Source organism: Paenarthrobacter sp. NPDC089322 (genome assembly GCF_040684895.1).
Taxonomy (GTDB): Bacteria; Actinomycetota; Actinomycetes; order Actinomycetales; family Micrococcaceae; genus Arthrobacter.
In genome coordinates, this window is the sequence record NZ_JBFBGW010000008.1 from 34,928 (window position 1) to 57,558 (window position 22,631).

The 22,631-nt window shown below is 63.9% G+C and carries 25 protein-coding genes; 15 read left to right on the forward strand and 10 right to left on the reverse strand.

The genetic code is table 11. The features are described from left to right. Nucleotides 1-42 precede the first annotated feature (42 nt). The 3 genes from AB0N65_RS10405 to AB0N65_RS10415 all read left to right on the forward strand — a co-directional run bounded on the left by AB0N65_RS10405 (nucleotide 43) and on the right by AB0N65_RS10415 (nucleotide 2,278). Nucleotides 43-900, forward strand: coding sequence for a LysR family transcriptional regulator (locus AB0N65_RS10405; protein ID WP_364160809.1), 858 nt, complete (start codon nucleotides 43-45; stop codon nucleotides 898-900). A gap of 71 nt (nucleotides 901-971) precedes the next feature. Then, the gene (locus tag AB0N65_RS10410; RefSeq protein ID WP_364160811.1) at nucleotides 972-1,691 is read left to right on the forward strand and encodes a FadR/GntR family transcriptional regulator; all 720 of its coding nucleotides are present in this window, start codon (nucleotides 972-974) and stop codon (nucleotides 1,689-1,691) included. A 134-nt stretch (nucleotides 1,692-1,825) separates the two neighbouring features. Beyond that, nucleotides 1,826-2,278, forward strand: coding sequence for a helix-turn-helix transcriptional regulator (locus AB0N65_RS10415; RefSeq protein WP_364160813.1), 453 nt, complete (start codon nucleotides 1,826-1,828; stop codon nucleotides 2,276-2,278). A gap of 136 nt (nucleotides 2,279-2,414) precedes the next feature. Here AB0N65_RS10415 and AB0N65_RS10420 read toward each other — a convergent pair whose 3' ends face one another. Next, entirely contained in the window at nucleotides 2,415-3,170 is a 756-nt protein-coding gene (locus AB0N65_RS10420; protein WP_364160815.1) for a ZIP family zinc transporter, read from the reverse strand. 25 nt (nucleotides 3,171-3,195) lie between these two features. Next, nucleotides 3,196-4,299 (reverse strand): EAL domain-containing protein, encoded by a 1,104-nt coding sequence (locus tag AB0N65_RS10425; RefSeq protein WP_364160817.1) that lies wholly within the window; start codon nucleotides 4,297-4,299, stop codon nucleotides 3,196-3,198. Between the two features lie 169 nt (nucleotides 4,300-4,468). Here AB0N65_RS10425 and AB0N65_RS10430 point away from each other — a divergent pair, with 169 nt between their 5' ends. After that, nucleotides 4,469-5,287, forward strand: a complete 819-nt coding sequence (locus AB0N65_RS10430; RefSeq protein ID WP_364160819.1) for a CPBP family intramembrane glutamic endopeptidase — start codon at nucleotides 4,469-4,471, stop codon at nucleotides 5,285-5,287. Nucleotides 5,288-5,385: 98 nt separating this feature from the next. On the opposite strand, the gene AB0N65_RS10435 is transcribed toward AB0N65_RS10430, so the two are convergent. Beyond that, a complete protein-coding gene (locus AB0N65_RS10435; protein ID WP_364160821.1) occupies nucleotides 5,386-5,952 on the reverse strand; it encodes a MarR family transcriptional regulator in 567 nt (188 codons plus the stop codon). 110 nt (nucleotides 5,953-6,062) lie between these two features. Between AB0N65_RS10435 and idi the strand changes: the two genes are divergently transcribed. The 6 genes from idi to AB0N65_RS10465 are packed head-to-tail and all read left to right on the forward strand — an operon-like array spanning nucleotide 6,063 to nucleotide 11,940. Then, on the forward strand, nucleotides 6,063-6,611 hold the full coding sequence (idi, locus tag AB0N65_RS10440; protein WP_364160823.1) for an isopentenyl-diphosphate Delta-isomerase: 549 nt from the start codon (nucleotides 6,063-6,065) through the stop codon (nucleotides 6,609-6,611). Next, nucleotides 6,608-7,735 (forward strand): polyprenyl synthetase family protein, encoded by a 1,128-nt coding sequence (locus tag AB0N65_RS10445; RefSeq protein WP_364160825.1) that lies wholly within the window; start codon nucleotides 6,608-6,610, stop codon nucleotides 7,733-7,735. The genes idi and AB0N65_RS10445 overlap by 4 nt, the downstream gene beginning before the upstream one ends. Beyond that, nucleotides 7,732-8,634 (forward strand): squalene/phytoene synthase family protein, encoded by a 903-nt coding sequence (locus AB0N65_RS10450; protein WP_364160827.1) that lies wholly within the window; start codon nucleotides 7,732-7,734, stop codon nucleotides 8,632-8,634. The genes AB0N65_RS10445 and AB0N65_RS10450 overlap by 4 nt, the downstream gene beginning before the upstream one ends. Next, nucleotides 8,634-10,292: a phytoene desaturase family protein gene (crtI, locus tag AB0N65_RS10455; protein WP_364160829.1), complete on the forward strand. Its 1,659-nt coding sequence runs from the start codon at nucleotides 8,634-8,636 to the stop codon at nucleotides 10,290-10,292. Before AB0N65_RS10450 ends, crtI begins: the two co-directional genes overlap by 1 nt. After that, nucleotides 10,292-10,684: a lycopene cyclase domain-containing protein gene (locus tag AB0N65_RS10460; RefSeq protein ID WP_364160831.1), complete on the forward strand. Its 393-nt coding sequence runs from the start codon at nucleotides 10,292-10,294 to the stop codon at nucleotides 10,682-10,684. The genes crtI and AB0N65_RS10460 overlap by 1 nt, the downstream gene beginning before the upstream one ends. After that, nucleotides 10,681-11,940: a prenyltransferase gene (locus AB0N65_RS10465; RefSeq protein ID WP_364160833.1), complete on the forward strand. Its 1,260-nt coding sequence runs from the start codon at nucleotides 10,681-10,683 to the stop codon at nucleotides 11,938-11,940. Before AB0N65_RS10460 ends, AB0N65_RS10465 begins: the two co-directional genes overlap by 4 nt. Here the strand turns inward: AB0N65_RS10465 and AB0N65_RS10470 are convergent. Next, complete coding sequence (locus AB0N65_RS10470; protein ID WP_364160835.1) at nucleotides 11,935-12,477, reverse strand: MarR family transcriptional regulator; 543 nt, start codon at nucleotides 12,475-12,477, stop codon at nucleotides 11,935-11,937. The genes AB0N65_RS10465 and AB0N65_RS10470 overlap by 6 nt on opposite strands. Before the next feature lie 111 nt (nucleotides 12,478-12,588). Here AB0N65_RS10470 and AB0N65_RS10475 point away from each other — a divergent pair, with 111 nt between their 5' ends. Continuing rightward, nucleotides 12,589-13,395, forward strand: a complete 807-nt coding sequence (locus tag AB0N65_RS10475) for a TspO/MBR family protein (protein WP_364160837.1) — start codon at nucleotides 12,589-12,591, stop codon at nucleotides 13,393-13,395. Here the strand turns inward: AB0N65_RS10475 and AB0N65_RS10480 are convergent, their stop codons facing one another. After that, entirely contained in the window at nucleotides 13,396-14,646 is a 1,251-nt protein-coding gene (locus tag AB0N65_RS10480; RefSeq protein ID WP_364160839.1) for an NAD(P)/FAD-dependent oxidoreductase, read from the reverse strand. Between the two features lie 156 nt (nucleotides 14,647-14,802). Between AB0N65_RS10480 and AB0N65_RS10485 the strand changes: the two genes are divergently transcribed. Both AB0N65_RS10485 and AB0N65_RS10490 read left to right on the forward strand, forming a co-directional pair. After that, a complete protein-coding gene (locus AB0N65_RS10485) occupies nucleotides 14,803-15,228 on the forward strand; it encodes a hypothetical protein (RefSeq protein WP_364160841.1) in 426 nt (141 codons plus the stop codon). Beyond that, a complete protein-coding gene (locus tag AB0N65_RS10490; RefSeq protein ID WP_364160843.1) occupies nucleotides 15,228-15,419 on the forward strand; it encodes a hypothetical protein in 192 nt (63 codons plus the stop codon). Before AB0N65_RS10485 ends, AB0N65_RS10490 begins: the two co-directional genes overlap by 1 nt. 27 nt (nucleotides 15,420-15,446) lie before the next feature. On the opposite strand, the gene AB0N65_RS10495 is transcribed toward AB0N65_RS10490, so the two are convergent. The 4 genes from AB0N65_RS10495 to AB0N65_RS10510 all read right to left on the reverse strand — a co-directional run bounded on the left by AB0N65_RS10495 (nucleotide 15,447) and on the right by AB0N65_RS10510 (nucleotide 20,495). Continuing rightward, entirely contained in the window at nucleotides 15,447-17,804 is a 2,358-nt protein-coding gene (locus tag AB0N65_RS10495) for a glycosyl hydrolase family 65 protein (protein ID WP_364160845.1), read from the reverse strand. Between the two features lie 31 nt (nucleotides 17,805-17,835). After that, nucleotides 17,836-18,567, reverse strand: coding sequence for a beta-phosphoglucomutase family hydrolase (locus tag AB0N65_RS10500; protein WP_364160847.1), 732 nt, complete (start codon nucleotides 18,565-18,567; stop codon nucleotides 17,836-17,838). A gap of 8 nt (nucleotides 18,568-18,575) precedes the next feature. Beyond that, nucleotides 18,576-19,595, reverse strand: a complete 1,020-nt coding sequence (locus AB0N65_RS10505) for a LacI family DNA-binding transcriptional regulator (protein WP_364160849.1) — start codon at nucleotides 19,593-19,595, stop codon at nucleotides 18,576-18,578. A 276-nt stretch (nucleotides 19,596-19,871) separates the two neighbouring features. Then, a complete protein-coding gene (locus AB0N65_RS10510; RefSeq protein ID WP_364160851.1) occupies nucleotides 19,872-20,495 on the reverse strand; it encodes a phospholipase in 624 nt (207 codons plus the stop codon). 24 nt (nucleotides 20,496-20,519) lie between these two features. Here AB0N65_RS10510 and AB0N65_RS10515 point away from each other — a divergent pair, with 24 nt between their 5' ends. Together AB0N65_RS10515 and AB0N65_RS10520 are read left to right on the forward strand one after the other, a co-directional pair. Further along, the gene (locus AB0N65_RS10515) at nucleotides 20,520-20,933 is read left to right on the forward strand and encodes a helix-turn-helix transcriptional regulator (protein WP_364160853.1); all 414 of its coding nucleotides are present in this window, start codon (nucleotides 20,520-20,522) and stop codon (nucleotides 20,931-20,933) included. Nucleotides 20,934-20,981: 48 nt separating this feature from the next. After that, entirely contained in the window at nucleotides 20,982-21,380 is a 399-nt protein-coding gene (locus AB0N65_RS10520) for a VOC family protein (RefSeq protein ID WP_364160855.1), read from the forward strand. Nucleotides 21,381-21,488: 108 nt separating this feature from the next. Here AB0N65_RS10520 and AB0N65_RS10525 read toward each other — a convergent pair whose 3' ends face one another. After that, on the reverse strand, nucleotides 21,489-22,622 hold the full coding sequence (locus AB0N65_RS10525; RefSeq protein ID WP_364160857.1) for a glutamate--cysteine ligase: 1,134 nt from the start codon (nucleotides 22,620-22,622) through the stop codon (nucleotides 21,489-21,491). Nucleotides 22,623-22,631: the final 9 nt, after the last annotated feature.

The following is a 22,631-nucleotide window of genomic DNA, read 5'->3' on the forward strand; positions in this document are numbered from 1 at the left end:
TTGGCCTATTTATGCGCTTGATGCATCAATAGGATGGGCAGCATGGATGTGGAATTGCGCCAGCTGCGCTGCCTGCTCGCCGTGGTGGACGAGGGCACGTTTACCGATGCCGCAATCGAACTGCGGATGTCCCAGGCCGCCGTTTCGCGCAATATCGCAGCACTCGAACAGGCGCTCGGGGTCCGGCTTTTGGAGAGGACCACGCGCAGGCTTGGACTCACTGCTGCCGGCGAGCGCGCCCTCGGCAAAGCCCGCCGGATCATAGCGCTCCTGGCCGATCTTGAGCGGGATGCCCGGGCGGGCACAGGCGAGCTCCGGATCGGTTACGCGTGGTCCGCCCTGGGCGAGCACACCACGGAGTTTCAGCACCTCTGGAAAACGCGCTTCCCCCACACGGAACTGCAGCTCATCCGTTCCAACACTCCCAGCGGCGGCCTGCTCGACGGGACCACAGACTTCGCGATCCTTCGACGCCTCCCGCAAGCTGCCGCCGTCGAGCATGAACGCATTGGTGAGGAGAAGCGGTACTGCGCCATGTCAGTGGACGATCCCTTGGCTAAGCGCAGGTCGGTGACGCTGACGCAGATCGCGACGCTGCCCGTGGCGATGGACCTCCGCACCGGCAGCACCACGCTGGATCTGTGGGCGGAGCAGGGGCAGCCTCCGGAAGTAATTCCCATCCGTGACATCGACGATTGGCTCACCGTGATCGGCAGCGGCGCGGCGCGCGGCATCACGGCGGCGTCCACCGCGCATCAATATCGACGGCGGGGCGTCGCCTACCGCCCTGTGCGTGACGCTCCGACCGTCCCCGTCTTTGTGGCATGGCTGAGGAAGGATCCGCCGCAGGAACTTGAGGTGGTGGTTGAACTGTTGGCGGCGCTGTACCGCCGGGCCTGACACTCATCCGGCGCTGGAACGCGCGGGGCGTAATACTTGCCTCCTTATGTGACTCGTGCCATATTCGTTACGTGACGAACCTGTTGGACAGCTGGACTGCCGGACAAGGAAAAATTGTTCGGGTGGGCGCTGCGGAAGCCGTCCTGGCCACCCTGCGTGCGGCTATTGAGGACGGCAGTCTTCCCATCGGTTCGCGCCTGGACTCTGAGGCGACGCTGGCCCAACAGTTCGGTGTCAGCAGGACGATGGTCCGCGAGGCCCTCAAATCTTCCAACGCCCTTGGCCTGACCGTAACCCGGACCGGCAAGGGAACGTTTGTGATCGCCAATAAAGTGGGACAGGACCTGAAGCTGGGCAAGTACTCGGCGCGGGAACTCCTGGAGGCCAGGCCCCACATTGAGGTGCCCGCAGCCAGCCTGGCGGCTGAACACCGCAGCCCGCAGGAGGTGGAATCACTCCGCGAAATCCTCCGGGCCATGGACGAAGAAGAAGACCTTGAGCAGTGGGTCATCCTGAATTCGGAATTTCACGCGATCATTGCCCGGAGCAGCGGCAACGGCGTGTTCGCGTCAATGCTTTCGGATATTGACGAAGCCATGGCCAACCAGTCCAACACCCTGAACCATGTGGTGGACCGGAGGAAGCAATCCGGCATCGAACACGCAGCCATTTTCGACGCCATCGAGAAAGGCTCGGCCGAGGACGCCGGGCTGGCCATGATGCGGCACCTTCATGGCGTGGAAGAGACTCTTGGAACGGTGCTTCCGGAGTCCGCCGAGCGCAGCACCTGACACATCACCGCACAAGTCCCGAATACCGTTCGGACGGGTTCAACGACGAATCCGATCCGTCCTCCATTGCCGCCCCGGAAGGGCGCCCAACCATAGGAAATGATGACGAACAAGCCCGTCGCTTGGACACAGCCATGACCACAACCGCCATCAACAGCAAGCCGGCGCAAGGCCGGATCGAACGGACCCGGACGGAAATCCTCAACTACCTGGCCGCCCACGGGGCCAGCAAGGTTTCCGACATCACAGGCGCCGTCACCGCCTGCAAGGACACCGTCAAAGTGCGCCTCGCGGAGCTCGAGGAAGAAGGCGCGGTGCGTGCCAACGTCCCCGCCGGCGAACGCGACAGAACCACTCCGTACTACTCACTCACCGTCTCTGGAATCCCGCCCGAAACACCCAAGACCGTCATCACCGTGCACATCAAGTACGCCACCGACGGGCGCCTGACCCTGGCGATCGACGACTTCCCCGGGCTCACCACTACCGCCCGGAGCTTCATCGACATTCCCGCCGCCGCACGGCAGGCCGCGTCGCTTCAAACGGGCCAGCCCGAGGACAGCTACACGGTCCATATCCGGTTCTGAGGTGACGACGGCGGCACGCACCCCGGGCGCGTGCCGCCGGTTGGCGCTGGCCGTCCGGTCAGTCCGGCGTGCCGCCGGTTGGCGCTGGCCGTCCGGTCAGCCGCCGACGTGCCGCCGATAGGCGCTGGCCGTCCGGTCAGCCGCCGACGTGATGGATCGTGAATGCCGTAAGGAAGCCGACGGCCGCCGTCAGCCCCGTCAGGTTGTGGTGCTCTTCGAAGGCTTCGGGAATCATCGTGTCGGCGAGCATGGCAAGGATGCCTCCGGCGGCGATTGCCGTGATGAAGGCAATCAAGGCCACGGGAGCCTTCTCCAGCGCCGTGTACCCCAAAAGCGACGCCAGCCCGCTGAACACCGCGATCCCCGCCCAAGTGCCAAAGACATAAGCCGGGCTACGGCCTGCTTTTTTCATGCCGGCAGTACTGGAGAGTCCCTCAGGAACGTTGGAGATGAATACTGCAGCGAGCATCGCCGGGCTGACCGTTCCGGAAGCGAGCAGCCCCACGCCGAGGACAACCGATTCGGGCACACCGTCAATCAAGGCACCCACGGCGATGGCCGTGCCGCTTCCCGGGGATTCCTGCTCCGATGGCTGCCGCGCGTCGGAGCGCTTTCGGTGCTTTGCCCCGGCCCGCGCCAGGAGCGCGTTCGAACCGACGAAGATCAGCGCCCCCAGGAGGAAGCCACCGATGGTGGGCAGCAGACCGCCGCCTTCCACGGCCTCATTCACGAGTTCAAACGCGAGCGCGGAGATGAGGACTCCCGCGCCGAAGGCCATGACGGTGGACACGACCTTGGGCGGAACTTTCCACAACCAGGCGATACCTGACCCAAGGACCAGCGCCCCGCCGGCCACTGTCCCCCACATCAACGCCTGCAACCACATGGGCACGAGTCTAGTTGCCGCCTACAAGTGCTTAACCCGCGGGCTGCGCTTCCTCCTGCGCCCGGATGCTCCACGCCGACCAATCCAGCGGATGGACTGATGGCCGCCCCAGAAGATAGCCCTGAGCGGCCGTAACCTTCAACGCGGTGACTTCCTCGAGTTCCTCGATGGTTTCAATGCCTTCCGCCACAACTGCCGCGCCAATCTCGCGGGCAAGCTCCACAACGGCCCTGGCACGGATCCGTTGCCCTTCGCTGGCCGCGATGCCTTCGATCAGGTGGCGGTCCAGCTTGATGATGTCAGGGCGTAAATCGTTGATCCGGTCCATGGAAACGAAGCCTGCCCCGGACGCGCTGACCGCCAGTCGCAAACCGAGCGGACGCAGGGGTTCCAGCCCTTCGCCCGGTTGGGCATCCGCGCCTTCCAGGCTGCCGGTCAGCTCTACGATGATCCGGTTCGGCGCCAGGGCGGCAGCGGCGAGCAGGTTTCGCACGCGGGAGTCCCGGGACGTAGCCGGCGTCAGGTTCAACGCAATATACATGTGGTCCGGAACGTCTTTGGCCGCTGCCAGGGCGCACAACAGGGCCGCGATTTCCAGCTCGGTCCCCAGGCCGGCAGCTTCTGCCTCACGGAACCAAATATCTGCGCTGGCACCATCCGCACCCACGAACCTGGTGAGAGCCTCCACACCCACCACTTCACCTTCCGGCAGGGCGTGCACGGGCTGGAACGCCGTGAGCAACAACTTGTCCGCCAGGATCGTTTCGATGTCTTCCCGAACTTCATGACTCACGGGCACGGTCACGACCCGCGCCGCAGTGGAGCTTTCAAGGTGAACATTTGCGGACGGCTGCCGGGCCGGGAGCTCAGGCCTTGACGCTGCTGCCTTCCTGGTTTCGAGCAGGTGTTCCAGCAGAACTGCCTCGGGATCGTCAGGACGGGCTTCCACCAATTGGCGGAGCTTGGTCCGGGCGTCCTCACTCCTGGGATCAGTGTCGGCAAGAATGGAGTCGATGATGTCCACTACTTGCTCGCGCATCGTCGGATCGCCTGCCAACGGTGGCGCCGCAACGCCATCCCCAGGCAAGTGCTCAGCACCGCCGCCCGGCGGAATAGAGCCCTCTTCTTGAGCCATCGAGTATTCCTTTATGTGTGTCCCCCACTGGCTAGGCCAGCCATGACCCGGCCCAAACCGTGTGGGCCTTGTCACGAATCTAACAGAGAAATCCGCACGAATCCGCCACAAAGCCGGAGACAACCGTGAAACCGTGACGGGCAGCCGCATGCACTGAGATGCTTGGAAGGTGACTTCAATCTCGACGGAAACCCCGCGGACAGCGCTCAGTTGGAAGCTCCTGCCGGCCGCGCTGCTTTCTGCGTCCGGAGCGCCGCTCTTTGCCCTCGGGAACGAAGTGCTTGGTTATGCCCTGTTGCTCGCCAGCATCGCGACGGCCGCTTTCATCGACTTCACATTGATGCGCCACCTCGCCCTGGTGGCCGCGGGACTGGTGATCATCAGCCTCGTGCCCCTGAATGCCGACCTGAGCATCGAACACATGGCGCTCATGGGCGCCGCCCTCACGCTGGCCGTACTCGTCCCCTGGCTCGTCTCGAGATTCGCCTACCGCGAAAAGATCATCAGGTTTCCCGTTAACACCGGCCGAAAGTGGCCGCTGGCGGCAAAGCTGTACTTGATCGGCGTCGTGGCGCTTGGCTACTTCATCCTGCCTGCATATCTGATCAGTACGGGTGTCTACAGGAACTGGCCGGACGCCTCGGACCCCACGATCTTCTGGCGGCTCTTCCTGGGCGTCAACGCCGTTGGCATCTGGGACGAGTTGTTCTTCATCTGCACCACGTTCACGCTCCTGCGGCAACACTTCCCGGACTGGCTGGCCAACCTCCTGCAGGCGATTGTTTTCTCATCATTCTTGTGGGAGATCGGGTACCAGGCCTGGGGCCCGCTCCTGACTTTCCCTTTCGCGTTGCTGCAGGGTTACACGTTCAAGCTCACCAAGTCCTTCACATACGTGGTGTCAGTTCACTTGCTCTTTGACTTCGTGCTTTTCCTGGCCCTGGTGCACGCGCATAACCGGGACTGGCTGCCGATCTTCCTGTACTGAGCCGATGTTCCAGTACTGAGGAGCGGCTGCAGGAGAGCTCAGCCGCCACTGTCCCGATGCTTGCCGGGTTTCAGTGAACCGCCGGTTAACCCTGTGAACTACTTCACCCAGGCGTCCGGACCGAGCGCGATTTCGGCCGCCATATCGTCAAGGAAGCGCATCACCACGTCACGCTCCGCCGGCGTCAAGCGTGCGGCCGCAAGGAAACGCCGGGCCTGCTGCCTGCCAACCGATTTCATGGCTGCCTCGTGGGTTTCAGGGGTGATTGCGATTGCCAGGGCCCGCCGATCTGAAGGGTGGGCTTCGCGCGTGACGTGGCCTGCCCGTTCCAACCGGTCGAGCAGCTTGGTGGTGGACGCCGTCGAGATCCTTAGATGGGCAGCAATGGCGCCCGGTGTTGCAATCACCCCGCGATTGGCGCTGACGATCAAGTAGTGGAGCGCCCTCATGTCCGACTGGTTCAGCTTCATGTATTTCAACGAAGCATCGGAAAGCCGCCGTTCAGCTTCCCGAAGGCGCCCGAGCGCGTCCATCAAGGCATTGATTTGCCTCAGGTCAGCCTCTGACAGGCCGGACCGTTCCAACAACCGGCGGCTGGGGTCGTTGGCGTCCAAGTGATAAATCGCGGAAGAAACCGATGCGTCAATTTCTTCAGGCGTGGACATGTGAGTATGTTACACCTACCTTCCTACATGGTAATCTTCTTTCTAGCTTGTCTAGCAATTTTCAGACGGGCCACCCACCCAGTCCTACGGCGTTGAGGGAAGGCGTAACAGTGAACGCGACAGAAATGGTCGTCCTTCTCGACGACGCCGGCACGCCCATCGGCGAAGCACCCAAAGAAGGAGTGCATACCGAGCAGACACCGCTGCACCTGGCGTTCTCCTGCTACCTCCTCAACGGCGCCGGCGAGATACTGCTGACCCGCCGCTCGCCCGAGAAGAAGACCTGGCCCGGAGTGTGGACCAATAGCTTTTGCGGCCACCCGGCCCCTGGTGAGGCGATGGAAGACGCGGTGTTGCGGCGTGCGCACTACGAACTCGGCGTAGATGCCAAAAGGGTGGAAATAGCCCTGCCGGGCTTCCGCTACAGGGCTGTGGATCCCTCGGGCATCGTGGAAAACGAAATCTGCCCCGTCTACGTCGCCCGCATGTCGGGTTCGGTCAACCCCAACCCGCTTGAAGTCGCCGACTACGTGTGGGTCACTCCGGCGCTGCTGGAAGTCTCGCTTGAACGCACACCTGATGTCTTCAGCCCTTGGCTGGCCATGCAATTTCCCCAGCTTCTGGAGGTCCAGGGACTTGCGCTCGGAGCCGGAGCATGACTGTAACGTCAAGCACCGTCCGGAGCCGCAGCGACCTTTGCACCGCGATCGAGCATGAACTCAACGGACTGATCTCGGCACGGACACGGGCGGCAGCCCCTTACGGCCCGGAGTTCACCAGGCTCTGGACTCTTGCCGGCGAGAACGTTCTCGGCGGGAAGTTCGTACGCCCGCTCCTGCTGATGGAGACGTACGACGCCCTTCGCCGCCCTGGAACGCCTCGGGCTGAGGATCAACGCCGGACAGCGATCAGCATCGCCGCTGCCATCGAACTCCTGCATTACGCGTTCCTCCTCCACGACGACGTTATCGACGGCGATCTGGTCCGCCGCGGCAAGCCCAACCTCATCGGGTCCCTCCTGGCGGCGGCAGGCGGAATACCCGGGGGCGGAATACCCGGGTCCGAGCAAAAGCATCCGCATTCGCGCCTGCACTGGGCACAAACCGGCGGAATCCTGATGGGCGACATGCTGCTGGCCGGAACACACCAAGCGTTCGCACGGGCCGACCTTCCCCACCCGCTCCGTGTACGCCTCCTCGATCTCCTGGAACACACCATCAACGAGACGGTCGCCGGGGAACAGCTGGACGTCGGGCTGGGGGACGGCATCATCGCCCCCGAACTGGAAACGATACTGGTGATGTGCGGCTACAAGACCGCCACCTACACGTTCGAACTCCCTCTCCGCGCTGCCGCCGCCCTCTCCGGTGCTGAACCGTCCGAGGAATTTTCCCTCGCATCAGCCGGCCGCCATCTGGGGCTCGCTTTCCAACTGCAGGACGATCTCCTCTCCACGTTCGGAGACCCGCGGCGGCACGGCAAGGACCCCTTCTCGGACCTGCGGGAGGGGAAGCAGACGGCCATCATTGCCTACGCACGGATGACGGGCGCATGGCCTGGCATCGAGCCCTGGTTCGGACGTCCCGAGCTCATTATCAAGGATGCGGAAGAAGTTCGCAGGCAGCTGTCGGAGTGTGGCGCCGAGTCCTTCGTCCAAGGCCTCATCGACGAGCAACTGAGGGAGTTCCATGGCCTCCTCAACAGCGCGACATCGGAGATCCCGGAAAACGCCCGCAACGTCCTGATCGACCTCGCCGCTCAGCTGGAAGGACGGCAATCATGACCCTCGCCATGGACACGTCGTTCACGCACTTCACCCGTACCGCCGAACGGGCAGCCAACCAGGTCATCTCGGCCTATTCCACCTCGTTCGGTCTCGCGACGCGGTTGCTCGGCCCCAGGCACCGGCAGCATGTGCGGAACATCTACGCCTTGGTGCGCGTGGCCGACGAACTCGTTGACGGCGTGACCGCGGAAGCAGGCCTCAGCCACCAGCAGCAAAGCGAGGCCCTGGACCATTTCATCGACGAGACGCATCGCGCGCTCAAGCTCGGCTACAGCAGCGACCTCATCATCCACGCGTTCGCGCAAACCGCCCGCGCGTCCGGCATTGACGAGTCTCTGACGGACCCGTTCTTTGCCTCGATGCGGACGGACCTCGGCGAGCGCTCCGGACCCGCAGGGGTGCCGCTCCGCTTCGACGCGGCGGCACACCAGGGCTACGTTTACGGTTCGGCAGAGGTTGTGGGGTTGATGTGCCTTCGCGTGTTCATGCAGGGCCGGAACATCGACGACGGCGACGCCGCGGCCTTGCAGTACGGCGCCAGCAGGTTGGGGGCTGCTTTCCAGAACATCAACTTCCTCCGCGACCTTTCGGACGACACCGCCAGGTTGGGCCGCAACTACCTCGGCACGTCGGATCACCTCGAGGATCACGACCGCTTGGAGTGGGTCAAGACCATCCGGGCCCAGTTGGCCGATGCCAACGCGGTCATCCCCCTCCTGCCGCATGATGCCCGTGCGGCAGTGAGGAGTGCGCTCGCATTGTTTGCAGCGCTGACGCACCGTATCGAACAAACTACCGTGGACGAGCTGTATCAATGCCGCGTCCGCGTTCCGGATGTCTTCAAGGCCGGCTTGGCCGCCCGCGCTGTGGCTTCAACCTGGCTGGAGCCACGCTGATGACCCGGACTGTCGTCATCGGCGGTGGCATCGCTGGGCTTGCCACCGCCGCACTCCTGGCCCACGAAGGCCATGAGGTCCAGCTCCTTGAAAAGCTCCACCGCGCGGGAGGCCGGGCCGGCACCTTGGAGCGGGACGGCTTCCGCTTCGACACCGGTCCCTCCTGGTATTTGATGCCGGGCGTCTTTGACCACTTTTTCGAAATGCTGGGAACCAGCACCGCCGAACAGCTTGATCTGCGAACCCTCAGTCCCGCCTACCGCGTCTTCAGCGAGCCGGAGCACGACGGCGGACGGCAGGAACCGCTGACAGTTCCGTTGGGCAGCAAAAGCGTCATGGAACTGTTCGAAAGGGTTGAGCCCGGGAGCGCACCCCTCCTTGCCGAGTACCTTGATTCGGCGAGACGCACGTCGGAAATGGCAGAGCGTTTCTTCCTGTACAACCCGTTCACCAGGCTGCAGTCACTCCTTCATCCGGATGTCCTGCGTGGCCTGCCCTTGCTGGCCCGTTTGTTGGCCACGCCGTTGGAAAAGTTCGCGGCACAGCGTTTCCAGCACCCCGTCCTTCGGCAGATCCTGGGTTACCCGGCGGTCTTCCTTGGCACCAACCCGGCTGACGCGCCGGCAATGTACCACCTCATGAGCGCACTGGACCTGGGCGATGGCGTGCAGTATCCCATGGGCGGATTCAATCAACTCGTTGAACGGCTTCAGGCGTTGGCGATCAAGGAGGGCGTCCGGATTCAGACCGGCGCAGAGGCGCTCCGGATCACCACGCGCGAAGTACCCCGTCCGGGAGGCAAGGGACACCTGGGTGGTTTGGGCCGCCGTCGTGTCCTCCCGGGGAGGGACCGGGAGGTGACCGGCGTACGGTGGCGGGACAGTCACGGTGCTGAGCACTTCAGCGTTGCCGACATCGTGGTCTCAGGAGCTGACCTGCACCACACGGAGACCTCCCTGCTGGGCGATGAGGACCGGAGCTATCCCGGCACGTGGTGGCAGCGCCGCACCAGCGGCCCCGGGGCGGTCCTCGTCATGCTCGGAGTGCGCGGTGGGCTGCCGGAACTCCCCCATCACTCGCTGTTCTTCACCCGGGACTGGCACGCGAATTTCGCCTCCATCTTCGGCGACCGGCCCGGAATCCCCGATCCCGCCTCGATCTACGTGTGCAAGCCAAGCGCCACGGACCCGGATGTTGCTCCGCAGGAGCATGAGAACCTCTTCGTGCTGGTTCCCATTCCCGCGGATCCTTCCATCGGTTCCGGTGGCCCCGACGGAACGGGTGACTCCTTGGTGGAACGGACAGCCGATGCAGCCATTCAACAGCTTGCCGAATGGGCGGACATTCCGGATCTCCGGGAGCGTATTGTGGTCCGGCACACCATCGGACCCGGCGACTTCTCACGCGATTACAACTCCTGGCGCGGCGGTATGCTCGGGCCGGCACATACCCTTGGCCAGAGTGCCATGTTCCGGGCCCAGAACGCCTCCAAACGGGTGAAGGGACTCTTTTATGCAGGTGCCACCACGGCGCCCGGCGTCGGCGTCCCCATGTGCCTGATCAGCGCAGAGCTGGTGCTGAAGCGGATCCGCGGAGACCACAGCCCCGGACCAGCCGTCGTGAAGCCGGCCCGCGTCATGACCCGGAACGCCGGCTGATGGGATTCGTGTACCTGGCGTCCCTGCTGGCGGGCATCGCGTGCATGCTGTTGCTCGATCAGCGTTTCCGCCTGTTCTTCTGGCGCGACGCCGGAGCGGCGACGATCGTGACGGTGGTCGGGGTTGTGTTCCTGCTGGCTTGGGACCTGGCCGGAATCGGCCTGGGAATCTTCCTGCGCGGCGAGGGTGCGATCGCTACAGGGATCTTGATCGCGCCGGAATTGCCGATCGAAGAGCCCGTGTTCCTGTTGTTCCTGGTGTTGTGCACCATGGTCCTTTACACGGGTGCACGCCGGATCCTGGGTGGGAGCCCCGCCAACCCGGCGAAGTCCCGGCGCGGGAGGGCCCAACACCGTGAACGAACACACAGCCGGGAAAGGGAGAACGCGTGACGTACTTTTGGCTCTCGCTCGCGTTCATCGCCGTCGCGGCCGCGACGGGCGTGGTGTTCGCCCGGAAGGGCTCCCGCGAAGGCGGGGCGGGCCGGCACTGGAAGGCGGTAGGAATCGCCTTCGGAGCGCTGGCTATCCTCACAGCCGTGTTCGACAACATCATGATCGGCATGGAGCTGTTCCACTACGACGACTCCCACATCCTCGGCCTGAAGATCGGCCTGGCGCCGGCGGAAGACTTCGCGTACCCGCTGGCGGGCGTCCTCGTGCTGCCCGGACTCTGGGTATGGCTGACGCGGAAGCGCTCCACGGTTTCGGGTCCCGGCAGCCGATCCCAACTGAGTCGCAGCAGAGCGCGTTTTCAGCCCGCTAAACGCGCTCTGCTGCGACCCAGTTGGGTTAATCAGGCCCTGCTCGCGTCGCGCCCGGTGAGCTGGATCAACACGGCCTACCCCTTCGCCGCCGCCATGCTCCTGACAACGCGGGAGATCGATTGGGTGTTGATCGTGGGCACGCTCTACTTCCTGATCCCCTACAACCTGGCAATGTATGGGATCAACGACGTCTTCGACTACGCCTCTGACCTGCAAAACCCCCGCAAGGGAGGCATCGAGGGCGCCCTCCTGAAACCCGAACTGCACCGGCCCATGCTCTGGCTTGCAGCGATCACCAACGTGCCCTTCCTCCTGGTCCTGGGCCTCGCCGGTGGACCGGCAGCATGGGCGGCCCTTACTGTCAGTGCCTTCGCCGTGGTGGCGTACTCCGTGGCCGGATTGCGCTTCAAGGAACGCCCCGTACTGGACTCGATGACGTCCAGCACGCACTTCGTCAGTCCCGCCGTGGTCGGGTTGGCCTTGGCTGGCGCCGACGTGACGCCGGGCCTCATCATCCTGCTGGGGGCATTCTTCATGTGGGGCATGGCCGCCCACGCCTTCGGCGCGGTCCAGGACCTCGAGCCGGACCGGCAGGCCGCCATCGCTTCCATAGCGACAGTCTTCGGTGCCCGCCGGACGGTGCGGACCGCCGTCGTACTCTGGTTGCTCGCGGGACTGGCGATGCTGCTGACGCCGTGGCCCGGGCCGCTTGCGGCCATCATCGCCCTGCCGTACATCCTCAATTGCGCCCCGTGGTGGAACGTTACGGATTCGACGGCGGCACTTACCAACAAGGCATGGCGCCGTTTCATCTGGCTCAACTACGGTTCAGGATTCCTGGTGACGCTGATCCTCATCCTGCACTGGAACGTCACATCATGACGGGTGGGTTTCCCCTGCGGATCCTCCAGTGGAGCCGGGTTCTTCGTCGACGGTGTCCAAGGCTTCGCGCATGTGCTCCAGGAATTCCACCACGATCCTTGATTCTTCGGGGCTCAACGCGCTGGCGACGTCCAGCATCCGGCGGTGCATTCCTCCCAGGGTGTGACGGACTTCCTCGTCCGACGCCGGTGTGGGCCGCAGAATCAGCGCCCGCCGGTCCGTGGGGTGGGGTTCGCGGCGAATGTGTCCCGAGTCCACGAGGCGGTCGATCAACGTGGTCATGGAAGCAGACGTTATCCCCAGACGCTCGCCGAGGTCTTTCGGCTTCATCACCCTGCCGTCGGCTTCCGCTTCAAAAAGGTACCTCAGCGCCAGCAGGTCCTTTTCACCCATCAACATGGATGAACGGGTTCGGCGGCGCATCGCCTGTTCGGAGGTCCGGTAGTCGCGAAGGGCGTTCAGGACGCCAACAGCGATCTCCTTGCGGCCGGGGTCCTTCCCGTACCAGTAGCCTTTCGCATGCCCTTGCGCGTTCATCCATGTTCCTTCGAAAAGCGTGAAGCTCGTTTCACTAGCATTTGATAGTAAGCCAAGAAGTTCTTCAACCGCATAGACCGCAGGCACTCCACCAGGAAAGAGGCTGGGCACATGGCACCTTCCGGAAGATCGGACATCGCACGGCAAGTCACGGTAACTGTGAGCCTGGCGGTGTGCATCATAGGTTCGATGATCGGCGTCGGAGTCTTCGGCGGGACACCCATCGCCCAGGCCGCAGGCGGCGCCCTGGCTGCTGACGCAACGCTTCTTGCCCCCGCGACGCCCGCTTTCTCCATCTGGTCCGTGGTCTACGCAGGGCTGGCCGCCTACACTGCCTGGCAGTGGCTGCCATCGCAAAGGACCAACCCCCGGCAACGTTCGCTTGGGTGGGCAGTAGGCGTTTCCATGATCCTGAACGCGGTATGGATCCTCTCCGTGCAGGCCGGCCGGCTTGCGGCCAGCGTCGTGGTGATCCTTGCACTGCTCGGCGTTTTGGTGGCAGCTTTCCTGCGCTACAGCCACAGTCGCGCCACCTCGTGGATAGAGGCAGTTGTCGTCGACGGAACCCTTGGCCTCTACCTCGGCTGGACCAGCGTGGCCGTGTGCGCCAACATCGCGGCCGCCTTGAAGGCCGCGGGGTTCTCGGGCCTTGGCCTGCGCCCGGAAGTGTGGTCCGTCGCCGTCTTGGCGATAGTCGCCGTGGTGGGGATCGCTTTGGCGATCAAGGGCCAAGGCCGCTTGGCCCTGGCGGCCGCCATCACCTGGGGACTTGCATGGATCAGCGTCGGTCGCAGCACTGACGCGCCTGAGTCATTCCCGACGGCGGTCGCCGCAGCCGTTGCGGGTGGCGTGGTTCTCGCGTCCGCGATCCTGGCCCGTGCCCGCCGCGTACTGGCCGCTACTCCCGCACGCAGTTAGCTATTCCTTGTCAGTTGGCCCGCTCACCACCACTTGGGCCGGGCTGTGCAGGACGTAGCCGTTGAGCCACGAAAACAGTGCCCTGACCTTTTGCTGCGTGCCCGAGAGCAATGCCAAGTGCACCAGGAGCCAGGAAAGGAAGGCCAACGGACCCTGCAACTGCACTCGTTTGCGGCCAATCTCCGCCACCGCTGCACCGCGTCCCACCATTGCCATGTAGCCCTTGTCCAGGTACTCGAAAGGCTTCCGGGTGCCGCCCGTGAGGTCGGCGTGGATGTTCCGGGCAGCCCACTTTCCTGCCTGCTGCGCCACCGAGCCGAGCTGCGGAAGTTTAGCCCCGGTGGAATCCGTGATGTTGGCGGCATCGCCAATGACATAAACGCCGGTGGTGTCCGGCGCAGTCAAGTCCGGCAAGACGTCAATGCGCCCGCCCTTGCCTTGCAGCAGTCCCGAGTTGGCGATGAGCCCGCCCGCCTTCAAGCCGCCGGCCCACACAACAATTTGGGCGGGGATGCGGCTTCCGTCGGCCAGCGTCACGCCATCTGCCCGGACCTCGGTGACGCCTTGTCCCATATGCAACTGCACTCCCACCTTGGCCAGGTGCTGGGCGGCATACTTCTGGGACTTGGTGGAGAACATGCTGAGCACTGTGGGAACCAGGTCCACCAAGTGGACGCGGCAGCGGGACGCCAGGTCCGGCGAGAAGTACTTGCCGACCACGTACTTGACGTTCTCAGCCATGGCACCGGCCGTCTCCACACCGGTGGGACCGCCGCCCACAACCACCACATCTACTGCGTCATCGGGATTCCTGTCTGCATGGTCCAAGAGGCGTGTCAGGCCGGAACCGAGCTTGGTGGCGTCCGTCACCGAGTACAACGGATAGGCGTGTTCCTCCGCGCCCGGCGTGTTGAAGAAATTCGGGACCGCCCCGACGGCGAGGACCAGGACATCCGCGCGCAGTGTACGGTCATCGGCCGTGGTGACAGTCCGTTCCGCCGCGTTGACCGATGCCACTTCCGCCGTCAAAACCCGGACTGTCTTATGCCGCCGGAATACCGAGCGGAGCGGACGGGCGATGGCGGATACACCGATCTGCGATGTTGCCACCTGGTAGAGGAGCGGCTGGAACTGGTGGTAGTTGTTCGAGTCGATGAGCAGGACCCGCACGCCCTTGCGGCCCAGTTCCTTGGCAGCAGCAACGCCGGCGAACCCGGCCCCAACGATGATGACCTGATAGGTGTCGTCCATGCGAGCAACTTACTGCACCCTGAGCCCGGGCAACAGGCCCACGTGCCCGGACCGGAATTAGCCAAACGTAATGATTGACATGACATAACTCACATTCTGTAAGCTAATTTCTAAGTCACGCAGCCGGCTTCCTTCGCTCTACTTCGGGAGGTCCGCATGGCCCCCAATTCCCTCAAAGTCAGTCATCATGCCGCCCATGGAGCAGTGCCGTTCACCGCTTCCGTTGCTCGACGGGGAGCAACAAGGCCGCATGATCTTCCCAACAAGCCCGATGCGCTCCTAGGGGCGATCGCAGTCCGACAACTGTTCCGCCGTTGGCCTTTGGTGCCCACCCGCGAACTGGAGCGGATCCGCCACGTCCTGATCCACTGCGACGAGCTCGGATCCGCTGACACGCATCACTTGTCCGAGCCTGCAAAGGCCCTGCTGGAACTCATCACGAACGAACTCGAACGGCGGCGCCGCCCGGAGGCCGTGCCGACGACGCCTGCGACCAAGGAGTCGGTGCCTAAAGGCTCCGCAGCCAAAGGTTCCCGGGCGGTAGCCTCCTCCGCCGGTGAGCCCCGGAAAGGAGTCCTCTAATGGCAGGACACTTTGAACTCATCGATGCGGCAGACGGCGACTGCCGGGTGCGCCTGGTGGACGCGGAGGGCACCGAATTAGCGCTCTCCATGTGTTTCCACGACAAGGACACCGCGGCAAAAGCCATCTATTCGCTCCGGGAAATCGCAGCAAGTGGCCTGATCGAGGACCACACCCGCCGCGTCAACTGACCGGCGGGACCCGCGCTGAGCGGGAGGCTACGCGTGCACGATCGGAAGTCCCGCCGTCGGGAAAACGCTCGGGAAGATCGACGGCGGCGGGACGGGCACGCTGTCCAGCGGCACCGTGACCGTGCCGGCACCGACGGTGACGTCGTGGTCGCGCACGTTCACGAGCAGCGGTTCGATGCTGTAGTCCGGTCCCGGTTCGAGGGCCAGTGCAATGGAGCCCTGTGCGAGTTCCACGGACAACAGCCGGCCCTGGACCTTGAGGCGGAAGGACAAGCCATCCCACTCGGCGGGCAGGCGCGGATCGAAACGCAGTACCTCGCCTTGGTCACGCATGCCTGCGAAACCACAAACCAGGGAGCTCCAGATGCCGCCGGTCGAGGCGATGTGTACGCCGTCGATCGTGTTGCCGTGCGAGTTATCCAAGTCGATGAACAGTGCCTCGGTGAAGTGCTTCAGTGCCACATCGCCGTACCCGACCTCGGCCGCCATGATTCCCTGCACGCATGCGGACAAGGTGGAGTCGCCCGTGGTGATGGGATCGTAGAAGTCGAAGGCGCGCTGCTTTTCCTCTGCCGTGAAGTCCTGCCACTGCAGGAACATCGCCAGCACGGTGTCGGCCTGCTTGAGGACCTGGTGCCGGTAGATCACCAACGGGTGGAAGTTCAGCAGCAGCGGGTACTTGGACTTCGGTGTGTTCCAATCCCACGGCTCCAGCGTCATGAAGTCGTTGTCCTGGCTGTACACCTGGAGGTGGGTATCGTAGGGCAGCGACATCCGCTCGGCTGCCTGCCGCCACACCATTCGTTCCGTATCGGTGATTCCGGCGTGTTCCAACGCAGCCGCTGCACGCAGGTTAAACCGGGCCATCACGTTGGTGTACAGATTGTCGTTGACCACGGCCGTGTACTCATCCGGGCCCGTGACGCCGTGGATGTGGAACATGCCGTCCTTGCCGAAGAACCCCAGCGAGGCCCACATCCGTGCCGTTTCGATAAGCAACTCGGCGCCCACCTCTGCGCGGAAGCCCGCGTCTCCGCTGGCCCACTCGTAACGGTTTGCCGCAAACGCGATGGCCGCGGCGATGTGGAACTGGGCTGTTCCGGCGGCGTAGTACGCGCTGGCCTCCAAACCGTTGATGGTCCGCCAGGGGAACAACGCGCCGTCGACGCTCAGCTCTTTCGCCCTGACGCGGGCATCCGGAAGCATCGCATGCCGGGACTCCAACACCTTCCGCGCTCCGGCGGGGTTGGTGTACGTGAGGTACGGCAACAGGTACACCTCCTGGTCCCAGAAGTAATGCCCTTCGTAACCGGAACCGCTCACACCCTTCGCGGGGATCCCCGCAACCCCGGCACGCGCAGTAGCCTGGGCCAACTGGAACAGACCCCACCGTACTGCCTGCTGCAGCTCCGGCTGGCCGCCTATCGCTACATCCGCAGTGGTCCAGTACTGCCTGTAATGGTCGTGGCTCTGTGTCAGGATCTCGGAGAAGGGCAGGAGGTTCGCTTCGGCTTCCACGGCCAGGCTCTCGCCCCGGTCCTCGGCCGTATCCGCGCCGGCCACGACGTAACTGGCCGTCTTCTCCAAACGGAACGTTTCGCCGTCGTTGATGGCCAGGACGTACCGGACGGTGGACTCGTCCTCAGCCACGACGGTCTCAAAAGGCTGGCCTTCCAGAGAGATCCAGTGATCCACGGCAACGGCGATGCGCTGCCGCGACTCGGACGTCTCCCAAGCCAACCGCAGGGAACCGTCTGCGCCGTGCAGGTGCAGCGGCAACAGGACACGGCCCGCGTGGCGGCCGGAGCGGCGGGGGTCGTGGACCGAGTGGTCCTCCACGGGTTGGTCCTGGCGGTTCACGACGGCGGACGTGATGTCCGCGGACACATCGCGGTCAGCGCTCAGGGTCAGTTCCAGGCCAAGGCAACCGCGGGAATCGAAGCCGACTGCGCGCCGCTCCACCGTGGTGACAACCGCACCCGAGCGGCATGCCCACGTGGTGCTCTCCTCATAGACGCCTGTGGAGAAGTCGATGCTGCGGTGGTAGTCCAGCACGGTGGACTCGGCCAGGCTCAAGGCTTCGCCGTCGATGGACACCATGAAGTTGTTGGCATCCGGCACGTACACGATCCGCTGGCCTGTGCGGGCAAAGCCATACGCATTCTCTGCGTGCTTGATGTCCCAGATCTCGTGGAAGCCGTTGATGAACGTGCCGGGAAGCTCGCCGTCCCCCCGCGTGGAATGCGCACCACGAATGCCAAGGTGGCCATTGCCAAGCGCGAACAAGGTCTCAAGGGTTCCCTCGTCCCCCGGGACGTGGATGTTTTCCACGAGCTTCCAAGGCTCGCAGGGAAAGCGCAGCCGATCGGAGCTGATGAGTGCCATGGGCTGTTGAAGTCCTTCGAAAAAAGTAGGGTCAGAGGAGATCGTTGAGGTCATCGACCACCAGCGTCGCGCCGGCGTCGAGCAGGGTTTGGCGGCCTGCACCGCGGTCCACGCCGATCACGGCTTGGAAGTTGCCGGCACTGCCGGCCTGCACACCGGAAACGGCATCTTCAACCACGATGCATTCCTCGCTTGGCACCCCAAGCAGCGAGGCCGCATACGTGAACGTTGCAGGGTCCGGCTTTCCGGGAAGTCCGACGGCGGCAGCCACCTGGCCGTCCACCACTACCTTGAAGTGGTGGTCCAGTCCGGCGGCTTTCAGGACCGCGGGAGCGTTACGGGACGACGACACCACAGCCACCTTGAGCCCCCGCTCGAGCGCTGCGTTGATGAATTTGACCGAGCCGGCGTACGGCTCCACGCCCCGGGTGTCCACGATCTCGTTGAAAATCGCGTTCTTGCGGTTACCCAAACCCTGCACCGTCTGGTTGTCCGGATGGTCGTGCACCGGGCCTTCGGGCAAGGTGATGCCACGGGAGGTCAGGAAGTCCCGCACTCCGTCGAAGCGCGGTTTGCCATCGATGTGGTCAAAGTAGTCGCTCTCCCGGTAGCCCTGCTCGTGGCCGGCCTCGGCAAGGTAGCCGTCGAACAGTTCCTGCCACGCCTGCTCATGCACTACGGCAGTGGGCGTCAGCACGCCGTCGAGGTCGAACAACAGTGCCGAAGCGCTGGTCCAGGCATTACGAAGATCAGTCATGTGCATACGTCCGTTCAGCGCTTATGGCGCGTGGTCTTGCGTTCGATGAGCTTGGTATCGAGCAGGTGGTTGGAGGGTTGGTTGGGGGTTTCGGTATTCATCAGTTGTTCGCACAGCAGGCTTGCTGCAAAAGCGCCTTGGTCGGCGACCGGTTGGGCAACAGTGCTCAGGCCAAGGAACCAGCTCATGGGGTGGTCGTCGATGCCGATCACCGACATGTTCTTGGGCACGGACATGCCGTGGTCCCGCAACGCCATCAGCGCACCGAACGCCGCCTCATCGCAATGGGCGAACACCGCAGTGGGCCGTGCGCCGCGGGTGATGAGGTCAGTCATTGCCCGCCGGCCGTCGTCGATGCTTGGCCCGGCACCCACCACAAGGTCCGGGTGGACGGTGAGGTGGTGTTCATCCAGCGCACGCCTGAAGCCGCGGAACCGGGCGGTCTCAGTCACAACGGGGAGTTCATTGCTCGAGAGAACGGCCAAGTCCCAATGGCCCAGCCCCAGCAGGTGTTGGGTGGCCTGCCAGGCTGCGTGCTCGTCATCGATGCCAACATTGTCCCACGGAACATTGCGCATGCCCACGCTGGCGATTGCCAAGCCGGAAGCTTCCAAGGCTGCCATTTCGTCGGGGCCGAGGTCAACATTGAGCAGCAAGAGGCCGTCCACGCGCTGCGAGAGCCTTGCAAGGTCGCCAAAGACCTGCTGCCTGACGCTCTTTTTGTTCCGGAGGCTGATCAGCACGGTGTCGTACCCGCTGTCGCCGAAAACTTCCTCTGCTGCTTCCACGGCCTGGGCGAAGAACCAGGCTGTGGCGGTGGGGGCGACGATGGCCACGGAACCGGTGGTGCCGCCGGCCAGCCTCGATGCTGCCGCCGAGGCCCTGTAGCCGAGCTTGCCGGCCGCCTCAGCCACTTGCCGCTGGGCTTTTTCGGAAACGTTGGGGAGGTTCCGCAGAGCCCTGGATACCGTGCAAATGGACAAACCGGAGAGGACAGCAACGTCCTGGATTGTCGCCCTGTGAGTCTTAACCATGCAACACGGCCTCAACCCTTTCCATACTCGGTGACACCTTTGGGTGGCGGCGCGTTGGGGAGCCGCAAGCCAAAAGTGTAAGCGCTTACAATTTTGCCATTCAATAACGTGTGGGCGAATGCGAAATTGTGACGCGAATCTTGGAAAAACCTTGCCCCGACGGCCCTTGATGCCGTCTAATCCGGGCCCCGCTCACCCAACTGGGTCGCATTTGTGCGCGTTTTGCCGGCCCAGAACGCGCACAAATGCGACCCAGTTGGGCGGGAGGAGCGGGGGTCAGCGCGTGCCGAGGACGTAGTAGCGCAGGAAAGCGCTGACGTCCACGAGCTCGGGAGCTTCGATTCGATGCCCCATGCCCGGATACGTCCGCGCGGTCAATGCCGTGTTGGCGTTCAGCCATTCCTCCGTGTGCGCGATAGCGTCCTCATTGATCACGGGATCGGCTTTGTCCCTGCCCCAGAAGAAGGGCGGGGGCGTGTCAAAGGACTCGCTGAGCGCCAGGAGGTCGTTGTCCATCACAAACCCGGACAGTCCCACGGTGGCAGCGAATTCCTTGGGCCGCAAGCGCAGGAGCGTACTAGCCATGGCCATCCCCTGCGAGTACCCGAGCAGGCTCACGCTGCTGTGGTTGCGTTTCACGGAGTTGATCCAGTCGAAGACCCGGTTGGTTGAGGTGATCACGTCGGCAAAATCGTTGGTCAGGAAGTAGTCCAGGAGGAACCAGCCGTAATGGTCGCCAATCACTTTGGGCCCGCGGAGGGCTGCGCACGTGAATTCTCCGGGAAGGTGCGGGAACAGCTCCACCATGCGTTCCTCGCTGGTGCCGTAACCGTGCATCATCACCAACAAGGGGGTGCCCGCGCGCTGGTTTTCGGGCTTCGACCAAACCACTGAATCCATGGGATGAGCCTATAGACTGACGGCATGACACCGCAGGAACTGGCCAACCTGGCCCATCTGCGGCGTGCCCGTGACTTCATCGACCGCGAGTACGCGCGGCCGCTGGATGTTCCCACCATAGCCGCCGGCGCACTCATGTCGCCAGCGCACTTTTCCCGCCAGTTCAAGGCAGCGTACGGAGAATCGCCCTACAACTACCTCATGACCCGGCGTATCGAGCGGGCCATGGCCCTGCTCCGTGCCGGAACCAGCGTCACCGATGCGTGCATGGAAGTGGGCTGTACTTCGCTGGGCTCCTTCAGTTCGCGCTTCACGGAGATTGTTGGGATGCCGCCGAGTGAATACCGTTCCCTGGAACACGAAGCCGTCAAAGCCATGCCCAATTGCATCGCCAAGCAGCAGACGCGCCCGGAGCGCAAAGCGGCAGCCAGAAGCTGAGCAGGATCGAAGAAGCGCGCGCCGCACAGCTGCAATAGCGTGAGTGCCATGAACATTTCATTGAAGTACGCACACGTCACTGTCAACGATGTCGATGAGTCACTCGCCTTCTACCGCGACGCCCTCGGCTTTGAGGTCAGGAACGACGTCGGCTCCGACGGGCAGCGATGGGTCACCCTCGGCAGCCCGTCGCAGGACCTGGAACTCGTGTTGTCCCCACCGCATGCAGGGCGTTCCAAAGCCGATGGCGATGCCATCCAGGAACTACTCACCAAGGGCGTCATGCCCATGCTCGTGTTCACCACGGACGACCTCGACGCCACGTTCGAGAAGCTCCGCGCGTCCGGCGCAGAAGTGCTGCAGGAACCGATTGACCAGCCATGGGGCCCGCGCGACTGCGCCTTCCGCGACCCCTCCGGCAACATGATCCGTATCAACCAGGGCTAGACTCCCACCAAGAACAAGCACGACGACGGGCGGTGACGTGGGCACCCACGGCGCCTCCCGCCGTCGTACTTTTCGTGACGCTACGCGCCCTACTACCGCAGCGCGCTGTTACCGGCGCGCAAGCCCGACGTCGGAGCGTTCCCCGTACTCGTGCGTGGATGCGATGGCCGCAGCCACAACGTCCGCGAGCCTGAGGCGCTTGGCGTAAGCCTGGCGCTGAAGCCGCTCCCCGGTGCCGCGTTTCAGGATCCGGGCCACGCCGGACCTCGCAAGCGCCAGGTCGCCGCTGGCCGTCAGCGCCCGGCGGACGTGCCGCAGCAGGGCCCCGGCGACATCCGCGGCGGGGTACGGGCGCTGGTCTGCCGGGTGAAGCAATTGGTCGTTGATGCCAAAGCGGCTGGCACGCCAGTTGGACATCCGCAGCAGGTTGGTCACAGCGTCCGACGGCGGCTCCCCCTGACGCCATTGGCCCGCCGCAGTTTCCACCAGGGCACGGGCGATGACCGCGATGGTGAGCGCGTCTTCCGCGTAAAGGCAGACGTCGGCGATGCGGAGCTCCACCGTCGGGTGTCCCCGCGACAGGCGGGCGTCGAAGTAGATCATGCCCTCATCGAGGGGGACGCCCGTGCCGAGGAGGTCTTCCAGCACTGCCCGATAGCCGTCGGCTGAACCGAAAACATCCATGGGCCCGGCCGTCGGCCACCTGTTCCAAATCTGCGTACGGTAACTGGCAAAGCCGGTATCGGCCCCCATCCAGAACGGCGAATTGCCGCTCAACGCAAGGAGCACTGGCAGCCAGGCACGCATCCTGTCCAGGATCGCGACGCCTTCCTCGGGCGATTCGATGGACACGTGCACGTGGAAACCGCACGTGAGCTGCTCCCGTGAAATCAACCCGAACTCCGTGCCCATGACGGCATAGCGCTGGTTTCCCAACGTTGGCGTGGCATGGAACTCCGGAGGTGTGGCCAGTGCGGCTACCCTCGCACCCACGGTCCGGGCGGCTGAGTCGGCCAACCACCGGCCCAACCGGATCTCGTCGCGAAGTTCAGCCGCGGTGCCGCAGGGCCTGGAGTTGACCTCGATTTGTTCCTGCTTGAACTCGGACTTGAGGGAGGGAGCATCCTCCGGTCCCTTGCCGGACCCGGAGGCCACGTCCAGGATTCCCGCAGCAAGTGCCAATGGCTTGCCGTCGACAGGATCGGCAATCAGCAACTCTTCTTCAACGCCGAACGTGCGCATAGCTCCCTC